Below are 20,311 nucleotides of genomic sequence, written 5' to 3'. Positions count from 1 at the left end.
TTTCATGAAATATCTGGTCACTGGCGCAGCGGGCTTTATTGGGTTCTATGTGTCACAACGTTTGTTGGCTGCAGGTCATTCCGTTATCGGCATTGATAATCTGAATGACTACTATGACGTCAATCTGAAACTTGCCCGCCTTGCTCAGCTGGAAAATAAAGTCGGCTTTGAATTTATTAAGCTGGATTTAGCTGATCGTGAGGGTATGGCCGCATTGTTTGCGGAACAGCGTTTTGAACGGGTTATCCATTTAGCCGCGCAGGCGGGTGTCCGATATTCAATCGAAAATCCTCTGGCTTATGCGGATGCCAACCTCATAGGATTTGTTAATGTTCTGGAAGGTTGTCGTCATAATAAAGTCGGACATTTGCTTTATGCCTCTTCCAGTTCAGTTTATGGCCTGAACAAAAAACAGCCTTTTTCAACGGATGATTCTGTGGATCATCCTGTTTCGCTGTATGCCGCAACGAAAAAGGCTAATGAATTAATGGCTCACACTTATTCACATCTTTATAAGATCCCCACGACCGGATTACGTTTCTTCACCGTATATGGCCCGTGGGGACGCCCGGACATGGCATTGTTTAAGTTCACCAAAGCAATACTTGCCGGGCAGAATATCGATGTTTATAACCATGGCGAAATGCGTCGTGATTTTACTTATATCGATGATATCGCCGAAGCCATTGTTCGGTTACAGGATGTTATTCCACAATCTGATCCGGACTGGACTGTAGAAGATGGCTCTCCTGCCAGCAGTTCTGCACCTTATAGTGTTTATAATATTGGCAACAGCAACCCCGTGAAACTGATGACGTATATCAGTGCGCTGGAGAAGGCGTTGGGAATGGTTGCGGGTAAGAATATGCTGCCAATGCAGCCAGGCGATGTACACGAGACCAGCGCAGACACATCACCGCTGGCTAAGGCGATTGACTTCAAGCCTGAGACACCTGTAGAGCAAGGCGTACAGCGCTTTGTGGACTGGTATCGCGACTTTTATCAGGTTTGATTTTGTATTTCTTGCTAAAGGCTGCTGACGCAGCCTTTTTTTATGGAATCAGTTAAATCTTATAGATGTTTATTGAACAGGTTGTATCAATCTGTTTTATCAGTTTTGTATTTGCGGTACGCCTGTTACAGCGTAATAAAAATAAAAAGCCCATCAAAGTGATGGGCTTTCTAGCATTAACAGTAACGTTAATCAGGGCAATTACAGCAGGAAATCGTCCAGTGATTTACCTTGCTCTTCGATTGCTTTCTTGATTACAGCTGGAGTACGACCCTGACCAGTCCAGGTTTTGTTTTCGCCGTTCTCATCAACGTATTTGTATTTAGCCGGGCGTGCTGCACGTTTTGCTTTACCGGTCGCTTTAGTCGCAGCCATTGTCTGCAGCAATTCATTAGGATCAATACCGTCCGCAATCAGCATTTCGCGGTATTGTTGCAGTTTACGGGTGCGCTCTTCAATCTCAGCAGCTGCCTGAGAATCTTCTTCGCGACGCTCGTTCACAACAACTTCTAATTTTTCCAGCATCTCTTCCAGAGTTTCCAGAGTGCATTCTCTTGCTTGCGCACGCAGAGTACGGATGTTGTTCAGAATCTTTAATGCTTCGCTCATTATACTAGTCTCAAATTATATTGGTGGGGGGCGTTTGGCTAATAATAGAATGCTCTTCTGTATTCTGCAATAGCGAATTTGTTTGCTTGACCTTAATTTACGCATTTAAAGCAAATAATGTTTATCCGCAGAGAAATATAGCCAGGTCGCTTAGCGCTATTAATCTGGGGATGATAACCCTAATTTCAATCCTCTGTTGAGGATTGTTGATGCTTTGTGTAAGTGTTTTTTTAAGTCAGCGAGAGTTCACAAAATTAAAGGATCCGTGAAGTCATGTAATGTAAGGATATGGAAAGGCTTGAGAGATGAAGCACAAGATCAGAAAAATGATTCTTTGCCGGTAGCATTTCAATTGTCTTTTTTAATGTATAGACAAACTCTTACTCTGCAATGCAGACATATAAACTGCGCTTTCATTGCGGGTATTCTGCCGTGTCAGCAGGCCATAATTATCTCATGTCGTATAATTTTTATTGTAAGCCTCTGTGATTTCTTTACCGGGAATGAATGCCCGCCCGTGCCAGATGTCAGTGCCACTCTCCGGTTGTTATAGTCTGCCAGGCATGTGATACAATACATGCCGAAAATTTATGCCATCCATTACTTTATGGGATCACTTCTTTATGGCTCAGCTTTATTTCTATTACTCGGCGATGAATGCCGGTAAGTCCACCTCGTTGCTGCAATCTTCATATAATTATCAAGAACGTGGTATGCGCACGCTGGTGTTAACAGCAGAACTCGATAACCGGTATGGTCAGGGTAAAGTCAGTTCGCGAATCGGCTTGTCGTCTCCTGCAGAGCTTTACAACACAGAGACAGAACTCTTCAATCTGGTGGCTCAGGAGAACCGCACACAGCGTTTGAGTTGCGTTCTGATTGATGAGTGCCAGTTTCTCACCAAAGCTCAGGTATCGCAGCTGACGGACGTTGTGGACGATCTGGATGTGCCTGTACTTTGCTATGGTCTGAGAACGGATTTTCGCGGAGAACTTTTTGAGGGCAGTGAATATCTGCTGGCCTGGGCGGATAAACTGGTTGAGCTTAAAACCATCTGCCATTGTGGTCGCAAAGCCAACCGCAACCTGAGACTGGATGAGAACGGTAACGCCTTACATGATGGCGCACAGGTCGTTATTGGCGGTGATGAAAGTTATGTTTCGGTCTGCCGTAAGCATTACAAAGAAGCGATGGCTGCGTTTGATGGCAGGGATGAAAGTAAGACTCTCTAAGTCATGAGCGCTGACTAAGTTCGATGAGCCAGAGTTGAATGATAAATCGCGAATTCGGACCATAAAAAAACCCGCCTTTCAGCGGGTTTTTTACTATCAGTATCTCAGCAGATTATTTTTTGCTGGTTTTCTTTTCAGCTTTTGGCGCAGGAGCAGCAACTTCTTCTGCTACGTCTTCACTGTATTCACGGCCGTAGTAAGTATCCATCAGAATCTGTTTCAATTCGGCGATCAGCGGGTAACGTGGGTTAGCACCGGTACACTGGTCATCAAACGCATCTTCAGACAGTTTGTCTACTTTAGCCAGGAAGTCAGCTTCCTGAACACCAGCTTCACGAATAGAGGTTGGGATACCCAGTTCCGCTTTGATTTCATCTAACCAGGTCAGCAGTTTCTGGATTTTCTGTGCAGTACGGTCACCAGGAGCGCCCAGACCTAAATGGTCTGCAATTTCTGCGTAACGACGACGCGCTTGCGGACGGTCATACTGACTGAAAGCCGTCTGTTTCGTTGGGTTGTCGTTGGCGTTATAACGGATAACGTTTGAAATCAGCATGGCGTTAGCCAGACCGTGCGGAATGTGGAACTCTGAACCCAGTTTGTGGGCCATTGAGTGACAAACCCCAAGGAAGGCGTTAGCAAACGCGATACCCGCGATAGTCGCCGCATTGTGAACACGTTCACGGGCAACCGGGTTTTTAGCGCCATCTTTGTAGCTGGCTGGCAGGTTTTCTTTCAGCAGTTTCAGTGCCTGCAGAGCCTGACCGTCGGAGTATTCGTTCGCCAGTACAGAAACATAAGCTTCCAGTGCGTGAGTGACGGCATCCAGACCACCGAAGGCACACAGTGATTTCGGCATGTTCATGACAAGATTGGCGTCAACGATAGCCATGTCAGGTGTCAGAGCATAGTCAGCCAGTGGGTATTTCTGGCCAGTCGCATCGTCAGTAACAACGGCAAATGGTGTAACTTCTGAACCAGTACCGGAAGTGGTCGTGACGGCGATCATTTTCGCTTTTACGCCCATTTTCGGGAATTTGTAGATACGTTTACGTATATCCATAAAACGCAGCGCCAAATCTTCGAACTGAGTATTCGGGTGTTCATACAGAACCCACATAATCTTCGCAGCATCCATTGGTGAACCACCACCCAGCGCGATGATAACGTCTGGTTTGAAGGAGTTCATCTGCTCAGCACCTTTACGAACAATGCTCAGCGTCGGGTCAGCTTCAACTTCGAAGAATACTTCAGTTTCAATACCATGACCTTTCAGAACGCTGGTGATCTGATCGGCATAGCCGTTATTGAACAGGAAGCGGTCAGTTACGATGAAGGCGCGTTTTGCTCCATCAGTCGCCACTTCTTCCAGTGCGATTGGCAGTGAGCCACGACGGAAGTAGATAGATTTAGGAAGTTTATGCCACAACATGTTTTCTGCTCGCTTCGCTACAGTTTTCTTGTTGATCAAGTGTTTAGGACCGACGTTTTCAGAGATGGAGTTACCACCCCAGGAACCGCAACCCAGCGTCAGAGACGGAGCAAGTTTGAAGTTGTACAGGTCACCGATACCACCCTGTGAAGCCGGGGTGTTGATCAGAATACGTGCGGTTTTCATTTTGTTGCCAAAATAATTCACACGTTCTGGTTGGTTGTCCTGGTCTGTATACAGGCAAGAGGTATGGCCGATACCGCCCATTTCTACCAGTTTCTCTGCTTTAGCGACGGCGTCTTCGAAATTCTTAGCGCGGTACATAGCGAGGGTAGGGGACAGTTTTTCATGCGCAAATGGTTCAGATTCGTCAACAATGGTGACTTCACCGATGAGCACTTTAGTATTCGCAGGCACTTTAATGCCAGCCATTTCAGCAATTTTCACTGCTGGCTGACCTACGATAGCGGCGTTGAGGCCGCCATTTTTCAGAATGATATCTGAAACGGCTTTGAGTTCTTTACCCTGCAGCATGTAGCCGCCGTGAGAAGCGAAACGTTCACGGACTGCATTATAAGCTGAATCAACCACGATGATGGACTGCTCAGAGGCACAGATGACACCGTTATCGAAGGTTTTAGACATCAGGACGGAAGCAACAACACGTTTGATATCTGCGGTTTCATCAACAACGACTGGTGTATTACCTGCACCCACGCCGATTGCTGGTTTACCGGAGCTATAAGCTGCTTTAACCATGCCCGGACCACCTGTTGCCAGAATCAGGTTCAGATCCGGGTGGTGCATCAGTTGGTTGGAAAGCTCTACGCTTGGTTCATCAATCCAGCCAATGATATCTTTTGGCGCACCCGCAGCGATGGCGGCTTGCAGGACGATATCCGCAGCTTTGTTCGTTGCATTTTTAGCACGTGGGTGTGGGGAGAAGATGATGCCGTTACGGGTTTTCAGGCTGATAAGCGCCTTGAAAATTGCAGTAGAAGTTGGGTTGGTAGTCGGAACGATACCGCAAATCAGACCAATTGGCTCGGCGATAGTGATGGTACCGAAGGTGTCATCCTGGCCCAGGATGCCACAGGTTTTTTCATCTTTGTAAGCATTGTAAATGTATTCAGAAGCGAAGTGGTTTTTGATCACTTTGTCTTCAACAATACCCATTCCGGATTCTTCAACAGCCAGTTTTGCCAGCAGAATTCGAGAATCGGCAGCAGCCAGGGCGGCGGCAGCGAAAATCTTATCGACTTGCTCTTGACTGAAGTTGGCATATTCGCGCTGTGCCTTCTTGACCCGAGCAACGAGTGCGTTTAGTTCAGCGACATTTGTTACAGCCATAATGCTCTCCTGATAAAGTTAAACTCTTTTAGTAAATAATCCGCCAAAGACTAGTATAGACCTGCTATCAGTCACCGTGAGAAACTAATTAAATCTAAGATTCTCAATGTGTTGTCTTTGTCTCTTTATTTGCTCAAAGAGCTTTCAGTTGTGAAGCACCGGGTAAAGCAGATGACGTTAAATAAATCACCTTCATCACTGGACGTTTTATCTTTCATGTAACGCTGAGTGACTATGTACTGAGATTACCTATTTGTAGGCAGGGTCAATTTGATCTGGATCACTAAATACTGATGCTGACACCTTTCAGCAACTTGATATTGAGAATGGTTATCAAATTCTCACTTGGATAATACAGTTTTGTATCTAAAGTTATCAATAAAAAATCTGTTTTTTAACAAAAGTTGTATTCACTGCCTTTGTTCAGAAATCTGGTGATAAAAACTATGAAACGACGTGGCGCCTTTACGGGGATTCCAGTACATTAGCGCCCATCAAAACCTTCATCTACTGGCATAGTTATGCGGAGTTCTGCGTGAGCCAATCTTTATTAGATTTTTCAGGGTATATCAAGTTTTTCGTCGGTCTGTTTGCGCTGGTCAACCCTGTGGGGATCTTGCCAGTCTTCATCAGCATGACAAGCTATCAGGCGGCAGCGGGGCGTAATAAAACCAATATGACGGCAAACCTGTCGGTTGCCATTATATTGTCGACTGCACTTTTCCTGGGCGATGCCATTTTGCATCTGTTTGGTATATCGATTGATTCATTCCGAATTGCGGGTGGGATCTTGGTGGTCACCATTGCGATGTCGATGATCAGCGGGAAACTGGGCGAGGACAAACAGAACAAGCAGGAAAAATCAGAAACAGCGATACGTGAAAATGTCGGGGTGGTTCCGCTTGCGCTACCTCTGATGGCCGGACCGGGCGCAATCAGTTCAACGATTGTATGGAGTTCACGCTATCACAGCTGGCCGAATCTGCTGGGACTGACACTTGCGATTATCTTCTTTGCATTTTGTTGCTGGTTACTGTTCAGAGCGGCACCATTGCTGGTGCGATTACTGGGGCAAACCGGGATTAACGTGATTACGCGTATCATGGGGCTTTTGCTGATGTCTCTGGGTATCGAATTTATTGTGACAGGGATTAAAGCTATTTTCCCTGGCCTGCTCTAACCTGCTGGTCACTGAATTATCACGGAAACACGGGTGGGTTTTCGTGATAATTATTACCTTTCCTTATAATGCGATGCATTAATATAGTGCAGCTAATGACTTAATTAAGCGCGTTTGCACCTAAATGTGGCGTAAAGCCACGTCTCATTCTTCTTTTCGAACCAAGTCTTCATTTCTTCTAATAAACTTAGCGAATTTTTAGCTAAATACGCATCTTTACTGCCCGTTTTGACGCTAATTTATCCACATCATTCTGTAAGGCTTGTGCATGCTGTATCGAGATGTTATTAGTGTTAACACCGCAGTTAACAGGTGTTTATCCTTGAAAACATCTTAATGTTAACGGATTGTGTCAGGCGAGTTCTTATGCAATCAGTGACGTTAATTTTGCGCTAAAAATTATCGTAAAAATGCCAATAAACAATGAGTTAACCAAGATTTCCAAATGTTTCCTTGTGGATGACTCATCGAGCTTGTAACCAGTAAAAGAGAATTGCGTAACAAATTTGCAAAATTTATTGGCGCCTGTATCAGGCTTCTGATAATTTTCAAATCGCCTTCAAAAATGGAATTTTGTTAAGCGGGATGCTCTGAGTGAGAACGAATCTTGCTAGAGACAGAAAGATTGAAGCCATTTTATTTGTTTTTGGAGAGTATCGTGTCGCAATGCGTACCACAAAATTATCCTCAGCCGCTTTCTGCGAAAAGAAAGCCGGGCATTGTGCTGGCGACATTACACAGTCTTTTGTTGAGTCTGCCGGTTCTGCAAAACAAACCTTCATCTCTTCTTCTCATTAATTGAATTCAGGCGCTTAACTGCGAAGGGCTTTCTATCGCCGTGAGGCGAATAAGAAAATAATATTGTTAAGGTCAGGAATAACAGTATGTGATTACCTGGTGTGACGCAGAACCTTGTTTTGTTGTGCACGGGGTAAATCAAATGGGGTGGGATCATCCTTAACGATCCCGGAAACAACATGGCGAACAACAGCCTGACGTTTCCAACGTTATTGAGTAATACATGCAGTAATAGGGGACAGCCATCTGCGGGTGGTAACTACATGGGGGCCTTTCTTGAGCAATTCGTTCCTGCTTTTGAAACCCATTGACCCAGCAAGGGTTTATCTTGCACCCAGGCGTGCAAGTTCATAATAAAAACTGGAGTTGAATAAAAATGACCAACATCACAAAAAAAAATCTGCTCGCTGCCTGCATTCTGGCTGCAGTAGGATCTGTTTCAATCAATAATGCATTCGCAGCCAACGTGCCAGCAGGCGTGACTCTGGCCGCCAAACAAGAGCTGGTGCGCAACAACGGTTCTGAAGTTCAGTCTCTCGACCCGCATAAAGTCGAAGGCGTGCCGGAATCTAACGTTATCCGTGATTTGCTGGAAGGCCTGGTAAATACCGATAGCAAAGACGGCAGCGTCATTCCTGGTGTAGCCACCAGTTGGGAAAACAAAGATTTTAAAGTCTGGACCTTCCACCTGCGCCCGGAGGCTAAATGGTCTAACGGCGACCCTGTAACAGCCGAAGATTTTGTCTATAGCTGGCAGCGTCTGGCGGATCCGAAAACTGCATCTCCGTATGAAAGCTATCTGCAATACGGTCATATCGAAAACATTGACGACATCATCAGCGGTAAGAAAAGCCCTGATACTCTGGGTGTGAAAGCGCTTGACGACCATACCCTGCAAGTCACTCTGACCGAACCTGTTCCCTATTTCGTCAAAATGCTGTCTCACACCGCGATGAAGCCGGTAAACAAAAGTGTTGTTGAGAAATTTGGCGACAAATGGACTCAGCCAGAAAACTACGTGAGCAACGGTGCATACAAACTGAAAACCTGGACCGTTAACGAACGCATTGTTCTGGAGCGTAGCCCGACTTACTGGGATAACGCAAAAACCGTTATTAATCAGGTCACTTACCTGCCAATCTCCTCTGAAGTGACTGACGTTAACCGCTACCGTAGCGGCGAAATCGACATGACTTATAACAACATGCCGATCGAACTGTTCCAGAAACTGAAAAAAGAAATCCCGACCGAAGTCCACGTTGACCCGTACCTGTGCACTTATTACTACGAAATCAATAACCAGAAAGCACCATTCACTGATTCACGCGTTCGTGAAGCGCTGAAACTGGGCCTGGATCGCGACATCATCGTGAACAAAGTAAAAGCGCAGGGCGATTTGCCAGCTTATGGCTATACCCCTCCTTACACTGATGGTGCAAAACTGACGCCTCCGGCCTGGTTCAAAGAGACTCAGGAACAGCGTAACGAGCAGGCTAAAAAACTGCTGGCGGAAGCGGGTTATACCCCAGCTAAACCACTGACTTTCGACCTGCTGTACAACACGTCTGATCTGCACAAAAAACTGGCTATCGCCGCTGCCGCTATCTGGAAGAAAAATCTGGGTGTTGACGTGAAACTCGTTAACCAGGAGTGGAAAACCTTCCTGGACAGCCGTCATCAGGGCAACTTCGATATCGCCCGTGCTGGCTGGTGCTCCGATTACAACGAACCTTCTTCCTTCCTGAACACCATGCTGTCTGACAGCAGCAACAACACGGCTCACTATAAGAGCCCTGCGTTTGATAAAGACATCGCGGACACGCTGACCGCGAAAACTGACGAAGAACGCGCAGCGCTGTATCAGAAAGCTGAAACCCAGCTCGATAAAGATTCTGCGATTGTGCCTGTCTATTACTACGTGAACGCGCGTCTGGTGAAACCATACGTTGGTGGTTACACCGGTAAAGATCCACAGGACAACGTCTACGTTAAAGACTTATACATCATCAAACACTAATTAATCAGTGTCAGAGCAAGGCATCCCCGAGCTGCCTTGCTCCTTCTTTATTGATGAAGGTAATGTTTTTAGTGCCGGTTTTCGGTGCTGAAGCAAAGAGCCACCACGGCGGCCATCACCCGATAGTCGCCGTGACCAAGCCAAAACTATCAAGCTGTAGTGACAGGCTTAGAAACAGGTACGGGCAATGTTAAAGTTTATTTTACGCCGCTGTCTGGAAGCGATTCCGACGCTATTCATTCTGATCACCATTTCGTTTTTTATGATGCGTCTTGCACCTGGCAGCCCTTTTACGGGTGAGCGTAATCTTCCGCCAGAAGTGATGGCGAACATTGAGGCGAAATATCACCTCAATGACCCAATGTATAAGCAATATTTCCATTATTTAGAACAACTGGCGAAAGGCGATTTTGGCCCGTCGTTCAAATATAAGGACTACACCGTTAATGATCTGGTTGCGGCTTCTTTCCCGGTTTCAGCGAAACTGGGTCTGGCGGCATTTATCATGGCGATTGTGTTTGGAGTCAGTGCGGGCGTTATCGCAGCACTCAACCAGAACACGAAATGGGATTACACGGTGATGGGCGTTGCGATGACGGGGGTGGTCATACCCAGTTTCGTGGTTGCGCCGTTACTGGTGCTGATATTTGCCATCACGCTTAAATGGTTGCCTGGCGGCGGCTGGAATGGCGGTGGTGCCAAATATATGATCCTGCCGATGGTGGCACTGTCACTGGCTTATATCGCCAGTATTGCGCGTATCACCCGCGGTTCAATGATCGAAATTCTGCATTCCAACTTCATCCGTACAGCTCGCGCCAAAGGGTTGCCGCTGCGTCGCATCATTTTGCGCCACGCGCTTAAACCTGCACTGCTGCCGGTATTGTCATACATGGGACCGGCCTTCGTTGGGATCATCACCGGTTCGATGGTCATCGAGAGCATTTTCGGATTGCCGGGCATTGGCCAGCTGTTTGTTAACGGTGCATTAAACCGTGACTACTCACTGGTCTTGAGCCTGACCATTTTAGTGGGCGCATTGACCATATTATTCAATGCGATCGTCGACGTGCTTTATGCCGTCATCGACCCGAAAATCCGTTATTAATGCCGGAGTACGTCAATGATGTTAAGTAAGAAAAATAGCGACGTCGTGGAAAACTTCAGCGAAAAACTCGAAGTTGAAGGCCGCAGTCTGTGGCAGGATGCACGACGTCGTTTTATGCACAACCGTGCGGCGGTCACCAGCCTGATCGTGCTGGCATTTATCGCGCTATTCGTGGCGTTTGCGCCGATGTTATCCCAGTTTTCCTACGATGATACCGACTGGAATATGATGTCAGCGGCACCTGATTTTGCTTCTCACCACTATTTCGGCACTGACTCTTCAGGCCGTGATTTGCTGGTACGTGTGGCGATCGGCGGACGTATTTCCCTGATGGTCGGTGTAGCGGCAGCGTTAGTGGCCGTTATTCTCGGTACGCTTTACGGGTCGTTGTCCGGTTATCTGGGCGGTAAAATTGACTCCGCAATGATGCGTCTGCTGGAAATTCTCAACTCCTTCCCGTTCATGTTCTTCGTTATTCTGCTGGTGACCTTCTTCGGGCAAAACATCCTGCTGATATTCGTGGCGATCGGGATGGTGTCCTGGCTGGACATGGCGCGTATCGTGCGTGGACAGACTCTCAGCCTCAAGCGTAAAGAATTCATCGAAGCGGCGCTGGTGAGTGGTGTGAGCACGCGCAATATTGTCCTGCGTCACATTGTTCCCAATGTGCTGGGCGTTGTCGTGGTCTACGCATCGCTGCTGGTGCCGAGCATGATTTTGTTTGAATCCTTCCTGAGCTTCCTGGGATTGGGTACACAGGAACCACTGAGCAGTTGGGGCGCGTTGTTAAGCGATGGCGCCAACTCGATGGAAGTTTCACCTTGGTTACTGCTGTTCCCGGCAGGCTTCCTGGTTGTAACTCTGTTTTGTTTCAATTTTATCGGCGATGGCTTGCGTGATGCCCTCGACCCGAAAGATCGTTAAGGAGTGCAATCATGAGCACCATTGAACATTCCACATTTGCAGCCCCCGCCGCGGTTGACGGCAAAGTCCCGCCAATCTTACTTGATGTTCAGGATCTGCGCGTCACGTTCGAGACTCCGGACGGTGACGTTACCGCAGTGAACGATCTGAATTTCGATCTGCGTGCTGGCGAAACGCTGGGCATTGTGGGCGAATCCGGTTCTGGTAAATCACAGACCGCCTTTGCCCTGATGGGGTTACTGGCCAGTAATGGCCGCATCGGCGGTTCGGCGAAATTTAATGGCCGCGAAATCCTCAATCTGCCACAACAACAGCTCAATAAGCTGCGCGCAGAACAGATTTCGATGATCTTCCAGGATCCGATGACCTCTCTCAACCCGTACATGCGCGTTGGTGAACAGTTGATGGAAGTCCTGATCCTGCATAAAAAAATGAGTAAGCGCGAAGCGTTTGAAGAATCCGTACGCATGCTGGACGCGGTGAAAATGCCGGAAGCCCGCAAGCGTATGAAAATGTTCCCACATGAATTCTCCGGTGGTATGCGCCAGCGTGTGATGATTGCAATGGCGTTGTTGTGCCGCCCTAAATTGCTGATTGCCGATGAGCCGACCACGGCGCTGGACGTGACCGTTCAGGCGCAAATCATGACATTACTGAATGAACTGAAATCAGAGTTCAACACAGCAATCATTATGATTACGCATGACCTTGGCGTGGTGGCCGGTATCTGCGACAAAGTGCTGGTGATGTACGCCGGGCGAACCATGGAATATGGCCGTGCACGCGATGTGTTTTATGAACCTTGTCATCCTTATTCCATCGGCCTGCTCAATGCGGTTCCTCGTCTTGATGCCGAAGGTGGCGCGATGATGACTATTCCGGGCAACCCGCCAAACTTGCTGCGCCTGCCAAAAGGTTGTCCGTTCCAGCCGCGCTGTCCGCATGCGATGGATATCTGCTCCTCGGCACCGCCGCTGGAGCGTTTCGGGGATGGCCGTTTGCGTGCATGCTATAAGCCGCTGGAGGAGCTGGTATGACAGACAACACAATCATGAACAGTGCGGCAATGAACACCCACGCGCCAGAGAAAAAAGTTCTGCTCGAAGTGGCTGATCTGAAAGTCCATTTCGACATCAAAGACGGTAAACAATGGTTCTGGCAGCCCTCGAAAACCCTGAAAGCCGTCGACGGCGTGACCCTGCGTCTTTATGAAGGGGAAACGCTGGGCGTAGTGGGGGAATCCGGTTGTGGTAAATCGACCTTTGCCCGTGCGCTGATCGGGTTGGTGAAAGCCACTGACGGTCGTGTCGCATGGCTGGGCAAAGATCTGCTGAATATGTCGGACAGCGAGTGGCGCCACACGCGCAGTGATATCCAGATGATTTTCCAGGATCCGCTGGCGTCCCTGAACCCGCGTATGACCATCGGTGAAATCATTGCCGAGCCGCTGAAAACCTATAATCCGAAGATGCCTCGTCTTGAGGTGAAGGAAAAAGTGAAGGCAATGATGTTAAAGGTCGGGCTGCTGCCTAACCTGATTAACCGTTACCCGCACGAATTCTCCGGTGGTCAGTGTCAGCGTATTGGCATCGCGCGCGCACTCATCCTGGAACCGAAACTGATTATCTGTGATGAGCCAGTCTCTGCACTGGATGTGTCCATCCAGGCGCAGGTGGTTAACCTGCTTCAGCAGTTGCAGCGTGAAATGGGCTTGTCGCTGATTTTCATCGCGCACGATCTGGCGGTGGTAAAGCACATCTCTGACCGTGTTCTGGTGATGTATCTTGGTCATGCCGTCGAGCTGGGGACTTATGATGAGGTGTACAACAATCCTCAGCATCCGTATACCCGTGCCCTGATGTCTGCGGTGCCGGTTCCTGATCCGGACAAAGAGCGCAACAAAGTCATTCAGTTGCTGGAAGGGGAGTTACCTTCGCCAATTAATCCGCCGTCAGGTTGCGTGTTCCGTACCCGCTGCCCGATCGCCGGACCAGAATGTGCGATAACCCGTCCGTTGCTGGAAGGCAGCTTCCGCCACGCGGTATCTTGTCTGAAAGTCGATCCGCTCTGATAAATATTCTCAGACGGAAAGCATAAAAAAACCTGCCAATGGCAGGTTTTTTTCGTCTTCGTCTTCGTCTTCGTCTTCGTTTTCTTTACGTATCGTTCTGCTAAGTCATTCAGATTGGATCAAGGCGGCAATTGAATGAAAGCAGCCAACACAGAGCCAGTCTGAAGGACGACGGAGAAGATTATTCTTTCCAGAGGATATGGCAGAGCTTGTGATCTTTCTCGCGACACAGCAGAACACGGGCGAAAATATCATTGATAGGCTGGTCTTCAGCGTCAGCCAGGCCAATCACCACTTCAGCAAAGAAGTCCGGATTTAAGTCGAAATCCACGTGCTCAACCCAGTCTTCAGCCGGGTCATATAATTCAGCGCCGCCACGTTCTTCAAATTGCAGATTGAAGATCAGGATGTCTGCCGGATCAAGGTTATCTCCGGCCAGTTCCAGAAAGATGTCGTAGGCTTGTTCAAGCGTTTCGTCTTCGGTCAGGCGATTATTCAGGTCCATATCATTCTCGTTTACAGATGAGTGTATTCAGGCTGGTTCAGGCCGGTACTGTGTGTATTACATCATGCCCGACGTGGCTTTTACAGCAGCGGACTGAAAAAGTAGAACAATCGTTCGACGATACGGTGCCAGAAAGGACGTTTAAGCCAGGCTTCCACATCCAGCAAATGCGAGCGGGCAATATAATCTTCCTGCACGCGGCCCAAATCATCGCCAAATCCGGCGTCATCAATGACCAGTGTTATCTCAAAATTGAGCCACAGACTGCGCATATCCAGATTCACCGTGCCGACCAGACTGAGCTGGCCGTCGACCAGAATACTTTTGGTATGCAGCAGGCCGTCTTCGAACTGGTAAATTTTGACACCGGCTTCCAGCAATTCGCCAAAGAACGCCTTACTTGCCCAGTTCACCATCATCGAATCGTTCTTCATCGGTAGAATGATACTGACATCCACTCCGCGCTGCGCCGCTGTACAAATGGCATGCAGCAGATCGTCGCTTGGCACAAGATACGGTGTCGTCATCACCAGTTGTTCGCGTGCAGAATAGGTCGCAGTCAGCAGAGCCTGATGAATCATATCTTCAGGGAAGCCTGGGCCGGAAGCGATCACCTGAATGGTATGGCCGCTTTCCTGCTCGAACGGCATCTGGTTGAGATCCGGTTCCGGCGGTAAAATCCGTTTGCCGGTTTCAATCTCCCAGTCGCAGGAATACACGATACCCATTGTGGTGGCGACAGGGCCTTCCATGCGCGCCATCAAGTCCACCCACTGACCGACGCCGGCATCCTGTTTGAAGAAACGCGGATCGACCATATTCATGCTGCCGGTATAGGCGACATAGTTGTCGATCAGTACGACTTTACGGTGCTGACGCAGATCCATCCGGCGCAGGAACACACGGAACAGATTCACCTGCAACGCTTCAACGACTTCGATACCCGCGTTGCGCATCATGGCCGGGTAAGGGCTGCGGAAAAAGGCTACGCTGCCAGCGGAATCCAGCATCAGACGGCAATGAATGCCACGGCGAGAGGCCGCCATCAGGGATTCTGCGACCTGGTCAACCAGACCGCCCGGTTGCCAGATATAAAACACCATTTCGATGTTACTGCGTGCCAGTCCGATATCACGCATCATCGCGTGCAGCACGTCATCGCTGGTGGTCAGCAGTTGCAGCTGATTGCCTTTTACACCGGCAATGCCCTGACGGCGCTCGCAAAGCTGGAAAAGTGAGGCGGCAATTTCACTGTTCTCAGTGGCAAAAATACGCTTACAGTCTTTGAGATCATTGAGCCAGCGGGCGGTGGAGGGCCACATGGCTTTTGCCCGTTCCGCACGGCGTTTGCCTAAGTGCAGTTCCCCAAACGACAGATAGGCAATAATACCGACCAGCGGAATGATGTAGATGATCAGCAGCCATGCCATTGCGGACGGAACTGCCCGGCGCTTCATCAGAATGCGCAGGGTGACACCGGCAATCAGTAACCAGTAACCGAAAACCAGAAGACCGCTGATTACCGTATAAAATGTTGTCATAAAGGCGAAAAGTCCTGTTCGCAAGCCATCGGCATGAGTGTACGTGAAAGGGGAAACCTTTTAACTAACTTTATCCTGCTAATCAATCAGCTACCTCTGTAATCTGTATCCGATTAATAAAAGAGTCATCGCCCTGACATCAAGGTTAGCTGATAACGTGGAGGAAGGGGGAAAACAAGACTTGGATCACAACGTCATCGGCCTATAATGTCCCGCAGTTTTTCCGCTCAAGACACTTTCTGTAAAAGAAGCGCTTTCGTTAAAGAACCAGCCACGGGCATTACGGGACACAAGTGAATGAAACACAGTAGAAATGAAGTCGGCCGGTGGCGGATGTTACGCCAGACCCAGCGCCGGAGAAGCCGCTGGCTGGAAGGGCAGTCAAGACGCTACCGCCATATTTACCGTATTCGTCAAATCCATCATCAGCAGCACCAGCGCCTTTCATTGTATGCCGTGAACTATGAATGGAATTCCTGATTAACGGGATTTAGGCTGAAAAAGCGCGCCACATTTTTTGCAGACCAGCGTGGCGTTTTTGCGCACTTTCGAGCTCATCTGTTCTGAAACATAACCGCATTCCGGGCAGGTGACCTTCGTGGTCGTGCTGGTTAGAAACTTCAGTCCGTCGAAGAATGACATAATGCTTACCTCATGGGTAGGGGTAAGCATTCTAACACAGAAGAGATGAATGCAATGTGACGGCATTCGGGGAATCACGCCATGAGGTGTGATGTCATGGCGCGTGAGGGGTGAAATCAGTCGAAAAGCTCTGAAAGGAAGCTCTTCTTTTTATAGGGCTTTTGGGACGAGTAATGGCCGCGGTTGTCATAATTGCCTTGCGGCCGGTGATCGTCTCGACGGTCACGTTCCTCATAGCGTGCAGTTGCAGGGCGTTCTGCGGCCTGTAATGTGGCAGATTTCTCGATGATTTTATCCAGCTCACCGCGATCCAGCCATACTCCGCGACAGTCAGGACAATAATCGATTTCAATGCCCTGACGTTCGGACATCACTAACTGACTTTCTTTGCATACCGGACATTGCATATCAGGTTCTCCGCTCGACTGTTAAAGAAAAAAGACGCAGGTAACTGTTTGAGTAACCGAATATTTAGACAATCAACTGACGTAAGCAAAAGTAAAGTTGATTAAAGAGAAGGCGGGAAGGCACAGGGAACAGCGGGCAGCCCGAAAAACTGCCCATAAAACATCAGAATACGCGTTTGAACGGTTTGACAGTCACGGCTTTATACACGCCAGCTTTAACGTACGGATCGGCATCTGCCCATACTCTGGCATCTTCCAGTGTTTCGAATTCGACAATCAGCACGGATCCGGTCATGCCAGCGGCGCCCGGATCTTCGCTGTCAATGGACGGGGTTGGACCTGCAATCAGTACGCGGCCTTGTTCATGCAATTTTTTCAGGCGTTCGATGTGAGCAGGGCGGGCAGCAGCGCGTTTCTCCAGCGAGTCGGAAACATCTTCAGAATAAATAACGTAAAGCATGAGTCACCTTTAATGGGGTTTTAGTGAGCGTTTTTTGGCAGCCAGAGGCTGCCTGACTATTTTACAGAATTAACATAGCTAAACCTGAAGTCCGGGGAAAGCGCTTTGCGTAGGATCAAAACAAGGGTTATTTGAGAATAGTTGTCATCTCGGTGTTGAATATGATTGCTATTTACATTTAAACTTGCGGCTTCACGGGGAAAATGAATCATTATGCCGCTAAAAAAGTTTAGATTTATCCGCAAGGTGACGGTGCCGGTTTTGCTTGCTGTTAGTTTACATGTCGCAGTCATTGCGGGCGTGTTGTATATGACGGTGGGCGAGTCAATCAAATTGCCAAGTCAGGATCAGAAGGTGATGAGTGTAACGATGGTCAATCCGGCCGACTTTGCACCCCCTCCGCCGCCGCCACAACCTGAACCGACACCGCCAGCACCTGAGCCGGAACCGGAAGTCGTGCCGGAGCCACCGCCGCCGCCTGAAGCCGTTGTGATTCCGGAGCCTCCAAAACCTAAGCCAAAACCGGTGAAAAAGCCGGTCGTTAAACCGAAGGTGAAACCCGTTGAACGTCCCGTCGAAAAACCGACGCAAACGGTACAAACTGCCCCCGTAACCAGCAACCAGCCGGTCACTAAACCTGTGAGTCAGCCTCCGGCGTCTACCAATGCGCAGAGCAATACCGGTCCGCGGCCGCTGCAGCGTGGCGAACCTGCTTATCCGGCGCGAGCACTGGCCTTACGTATCGAAGGGCGGGTTCGTGTACAGTTTGATGTGGACAGCGATGGTCGTGTGCAAAACGTACGTGTTCTGTCAGCTGAGCCGCGCAATATGTTTGAGCGGGAAGTGAAACAGGCGATGAGCAAATGGCGCTATGAACCGAAGGCTGCCAGCAATCTCGTGGTGAACCTGGTGTTCAGGATTAAAGGCGGTTCTGCTGTCGAATAAGCCAGGACAGGTCATCACCAGTGATTTCAACGCAAAAAAAGGTCGCCATGAAGGCGACCTTTTTACTTCCAGTCTTTTACTTCCCATCATACAGAACCGATTTAGTCCTGAGAGACACCGTCGGAATCGACGCTGAAATTACTGCGACCATCAGGCAGCTGGCGCGATTTCCCTTCATCATCTACAGCAACATACGTAAACACCGCTTCAGTGGCCCTGTAACGCTGTCCGATGGGCTCAGAAGAGACTTTCTTCACCCACACTTCCACGTTGATGGTGATCGAGCTATTACCGGTACGAATACAGCGTGCGTAGCAGCACACCACATCCCCGACAGCCACGGGTTTAAGAAACGTCATGCCGTCAACGCGTACGGTCACTACGCGACCTTTGGCGATTTCTTTCGCCTGAATCGCCCCGCCCATATCCATCTGCGACATCAGCCATCCGCCAAAGATGTCGCCATTCGCATTGGTGTCAGCTGGCATCGCCAGCGTACGCAACACCATTTCACCATTGGGTAAGCTATGTTTTTCGTTCATACGATAGGCTTCACACAGTTCAACAATTTGAAAAAGTAAGGCCTTTCAAAGAAAGGCCCGTGCAGAAGGATGCTTATTTTTTTTCGTCATCCGGCATATGCCGGTAAATATAGACGCCACTCAACAGGGTGAATACCAGCGTCAGTGCGGTCAGGCCAAATACCTTGAAGTTAACCCAGATATTCTGCGGTAACCAAAAGGCCACATAGATATTGGCCAGTCCGCACAGCAGGAAAAAGATGGCCCAGCTGACGTTCAGTTTATTCCATACGTGATCCGGCAATGTCAGCTCTTTACCCAACATACGCTGGATTAACGGCTTTTTCAGAACCAGCTGGCTGATCAGTAATGCACCGGAGAACAGCATATAAATAACTGTCACTTTCCATTTAATGAATTCGTCATTATGGAAAACCAGTGTCAGGGTGCCGAAAACAGCGACCATCGCGAAGGTGATTAACGTCATCTTCTCGATTTTGCGATACAGAATCCAGGTAATCACTAACGCTAACGCGGTGGCCGCAATTAACGCGCCTGATGCGACAAAAATATCGTAAAGCTTATAAACCACAAAAAAGACAATCAGGGGAAGAAAATCGAGGAGCTGCTTCATACTTCATTCCATGTTTTATGTATGGGATGACTATACCGGAATCATTTCGCGGACAAAAGAAAAGGGCGCCGGAGCGCCCCTGAAAAAGTTATGTCTATATTATGCATGTAATTTCATGTAAAGACGGAACAGATAAATCAGCATAAAGGCGCTGATCAGGTTGCTCACTGCGCCGAGGATCACTGCACCAATCATCGGATTCAGCGCACTCAGTACGCCAACAAACAGCATCAGCACCACCTGCGCCACAATCCACAGCATCACGGCCGGGGCGACCAGACGCACATTGCTGAAGGCCAGGCGGGTGCTCAGGCGCATTGCTTTGAACACGCCGGCATTCTCTTTACAGGAAATAACCGGTGACATTGACCAGGCAATCGCAATCAGGAATGCCGGAACAAACAGCAGCGCCAGACCGATACGGAACATGATGCTGTAAATAAACAGCAAAATGGCCAGACGTGGCAACACCGGCAATGACGCACTCAAAATTTGCGTAATACTGGCGCGAACGCCCTGAGAAATCAGTTGGATCAACGTCAGAACGCCGCCGACCAGAATAACGTTTCCGGCGAGCGTTGACAGCAGAGCGGCCAGGCTGTAACGGAAAATCGCGCTTTGCTGCTCCGGAGTAATCTGCTGCTCAATATATCCCATCATATCGCCGACGCTCATGCCGGTCATGTTACTCATCAGTTGCCCGATGGCCTCGACCTGCTCAGATGAAGGACTTAAAACCCAGCTTAATATGACGGTGATTAATGCGGCCAGAACCGAGAGCGCCAAAACGCTACTCATCTGATTACGCATAAAATTATAACTGTCACGGTACAACGTACTGGCCGTGATAGACATGGACGCTCCTTGGCAAAAAGCAAAAATCAATAAGGCGGGGATTGTACCCTTTAAATACCCTCCGCCGA

21 protein-coding genes are annotated in these 20,311 nt (G+C 48.7%); 11 read left to right on the top strand and 10 right to left on the bottom strand.

Going from position 1 to position 20,311, the window contains the following annotated elements; genetic code table 11:
* The first annotated feature begins 4 nt into the window (after positions 1-4).
* A complete protein-coding gene (locus tag EX31_RS10090; RefSeq protein WP_037034495.1) occupies positions 5-1,012 on the top strand; it encodes an NAD-dependent epimerase in 1,008 nt (335 codons plus the stop codon).
* Between the two features lie 201 nt (positions 1,013-1,213).
* Here EX31_RS10090 and hns read toward each other — a convergent pair whose 3' ends face one another.
* The gene (hns, locus tag EX31_RS10085) at positions 1,214-1,621 is read right to left on the bottom strand and encodes a histone-like nucleoid-structuring protein H-NS (RefSeq protein ID WP_013575950.1); all 408 of its coding nucleotides are present in this window, start codon (positions 1,619-1,621) and stop codon (positions 1,214-1,216) included.
* Positions 1,622-2,244: 623 nt separating this feature from the next.
* Here hns and EX31_RS10080 point away from each other — a divergent pair.
* Positions 2,245-2,853 (top strand): thymidine kinase, encoded by a 609-nt coding sequence (locus EX31_RS10080; protein ID WP_013575949.1) that lies wholly within the window; start codon positions 2,245-2,247, stop codon positions 2,851-2,853.
* A gap of 112 nt (positions 2,854-2,965) precedes the next feature.
* Here the strand turns inward: EX31_RS10080 and adhE are convergent, their stop codons facing one another.
* The gene (adhE, locus tag EX31_RS10075) at positions 2,966-5,635 is read right to left on the bottom strand and encodes a bifunctional acetaldehyde-CoA/alcohol dehydrogenase (protein WP_013575948.1); all 2,670 of its coding nucleotides are present in this window, start codon (positions 5,633-5,635) and stop codon (positions 2,966-2,968) included.
* A 535-nt stretch (positions 5,636-6,170) separates the two neighbouring features.
* Between adhE and EX31_RS10070 the strand changes: the two genes are divergently transcribed.
* From EX31_RS10070 to oppF, 7 genes are all read left to right on the top strand, one after another.
* On the top strand, positions 6,171-6,815 hold the full coding sequence (locus EX31_RS10070; RefSeq protein WP_013575947.1) for a YchE family NAAT transporter: 645 nt from the start codon (positions 6,171-6,173) through the stop codon (positions 6,813-6,815).
* Positions 6,816-7,409: 594 nt separating this feature from the next.
* Positions 7,410-7,613, top strand: a complete 204-nt coding sequence (locus EX31_RS25990) for a hypothetical protein (protein WP_134707123.1) — start codon at positions 7,410-7,412, stop codon at positions 7,611-7,613.
* Positions 7,614-7,989: 376 nt separating this feature from the next.
* Entirely contained in the window at positions 7,990-9,630 is a 1,641-nt protein-coding gene (gene oppA / locus EX31_RS10065; RefSeq protein ID WP_013575946.1) for an oligopeptide ABC transporter substrate-binding protein OppA, read from the top strand.
* Between the two features lie 187 nt (positions 9,631-9,817).
* Positions 9,818-10,738, top strand: a complete 921-nt coding sequence (oppB, locus tag EX31_RS10060; protein WP_013575945.1) for an oligopeptide ABC transporter permease OppB — start codon at positions 9,818-9,820, stop codon at positions 10,736-10,738.
* Positions 10,739-10,753: 15 nt separating this feature from the next.
* Complete coding sequence (oppC, locus tag EX31_RS10055) at positions 10,754-11,662, top strand: oligopeptide ABC transporter permease OppC (RefSeq protein WP_013575944.1); 909 nt, start codon at positions 10,754-10,756, stop codon at positions 11,660-11,662.
* A gap of 11 nt (positions 11,663-11,673) precedes the next feature.
* Complete coding sequence (locus EX31_RS10050) at positions 11,674-12,699, top strand: ABC transporter ATP-binding protein (RefSeq protein ID WP_037034493.1); 1,026 nt, start codon at positions 11,674-11,676, stop codon at positions 12,697-12,699.
* Positions 12,700-12,728: 29 nt separating this feature from the next.
* The gene (gene oppF, locus EX31_RS10045; RefSeq protein ID WP_015690069.1) at positions 12,729-13,733 is read left to right on the top strand and encodes a murein tripeptide/oligopeptide ABC transporter ATP binding protein OppF; all 1,005 of its coding nucleotides are present in this window, start codon (positions 12,729-12,731) and stop codon (positions 13,731-13,733) included.
* A gap of 181 nt (positions 13,734-13,914) precedes the next feature.
* On the opposite strand, the gene EX31_RS10040 is transcribed toward oppF, so the two are convergent.
* On the bottom strand, positions 13,915-14,238 hold the full coding sequence (locus EX31_RS10040) for an HI1450 family dsDNA-mimic protein (protein ID WP_013575941.1): 324 nt from the start codon (positions 14,236-14,238) through the stop codon (positions 13,915-13,917).
* An 80-nt stretch (positions 14,239-14,318) separates the two neighbouring features.
* Positions 14,319-15,779 (bottom strand): cardiolipin synthase, encoded by a 1,461-nt coding sequence (cls, locus tag EX31_RS10035; protein WP_013575940.1) that lies wholly within the window; start codon positions 15,777-15,779, stop codon positions 14,319-14,321.
* A 297-nt stretch (positions 15,780-16,076) separates the two neighbouring features.
* Between cls and EX31_RS10030 the strand changes: the two genes are divergently transcribed.
* A complete protein-coding gene (locus EX31_RS10030; RefSeq protein WP_037034487.1) occupies positions 16,077-16,259 on the top strand; it encodes a YciY family protein in 183 nt (60 codons plus the stop codon).
* Here EX31_RS10030 and EX31_RS26165 read toward each other — a convergent pair whose 3' ends face one another.
* The 3 genes from EX31_RS26165 to EX31_RS10020 form a co-directional block, all read right to left on the bottom strand.
* On the bottom strand, positions 16,260-16,421 hold the full coding sequence (locus tag EX31_RS26165) for a YnfU family zinc-binding protein (protein ID WP_013575939.1): 162 nt from the start codon (positions 16,419-16,421) through the stop codon (positions 16,260-16,262).
* A gap of 116 nt (positions 16,422-16,537) precedes the next feature.
* Entirely contained in the window at positions 16,538-16,828 is a 291-nt protein-coding gene (locus tag EX31_RS10025) for a TFIIB-type zinc ribbon-containing protein (protein ID WP_037034486.1), read from the bottom strand.
* Positions 16,829-16,991: 163 nt separating this feature from the next.
* Complete coding sequence (locus EX31_RS10020) at positions 16,992-17,288, bottom strand: YciI family protein (RefSeq protein ID WP_037034485.1); 297 nt, start codon at positions 17,286-17,288, stop codon at positions 16,992-16,994.
* Between the two features lie 213 nt (positions 17,289-17,501).
* On the opposite strand from EX31_RS10020, the gene EX31_RS10015 reads away from it, so the two are divergent.
* Positions 17,502-18,233 (top strand): energy transducer TonB, encoded by a 732-nt coding sequence (locus tag EX31_RS10015; protein WP_037034482.1) that lies wholly within the window; start codon positions 17,502-17,504, stop codon positions 18,231-18,233.
* 101 nt (positions 18,234-18,334) lie between these two features.
* Here the strand turns inward: EX31_RS10015 and yciA are convergent, their stop codons facing one another.
* The 3 genes from yciA to EX31_RS10000 all read right to left on the bottom strand — a co-directional run bounded on the left by yciA (position 18,335) and on the right by EX31_RS10000 (position 20,243).
* Complete coding sequence (gene yciA, locus EX31_RS10010; RefSeq protein WP_013575935.1) at positions 18,335-18,775, bottom strand: acyl-CoA thioester hydrolase YciA; 441 nt, start codon at positions 18,773-18,775, stop codon at positions 18,335-18,337.
* 73 nt (positions 18,776-18,848) lie between these two features.
* Positions 18,849-19,388, bottom strand: a complete 540-nt coding sequence (locus EX31_RS10005; RefSeq protein WP_013575934.1) for a septation protein A — start codon at positions 19,386-19,388, stop codon at positions 18,849-18,851.
* A gap of 99 nt (positions 19,389-19,487) precedes the next feature.
* Entirely contained in the window at positions 19,488-20,243 is a 756-nt protein-coding gene (locus EX31_RS10000; RefSeq protein ID WP_013575933.1) for a YciC family protein, read from the bottom strand.
* Positions 20,244-20,311 lie beyond the last annotated feature (68 nt).

Origin of the sequence: Rahnella sp. WP5, assembly GCF_000745615.1 — a bacterium.
Taxonomy (GTDB): Bacteria; Pseudomonadota; Gammaproteobacteria; order Enterobacterales; family Enterobacteriaceae; genus Rahnella; species Rahnella aceris.
The sequence above is the reverse complement of the archived record's forward strand: the minus strand, read 5'-3'. Positions and strand labels throughout refer to the sequence as shown.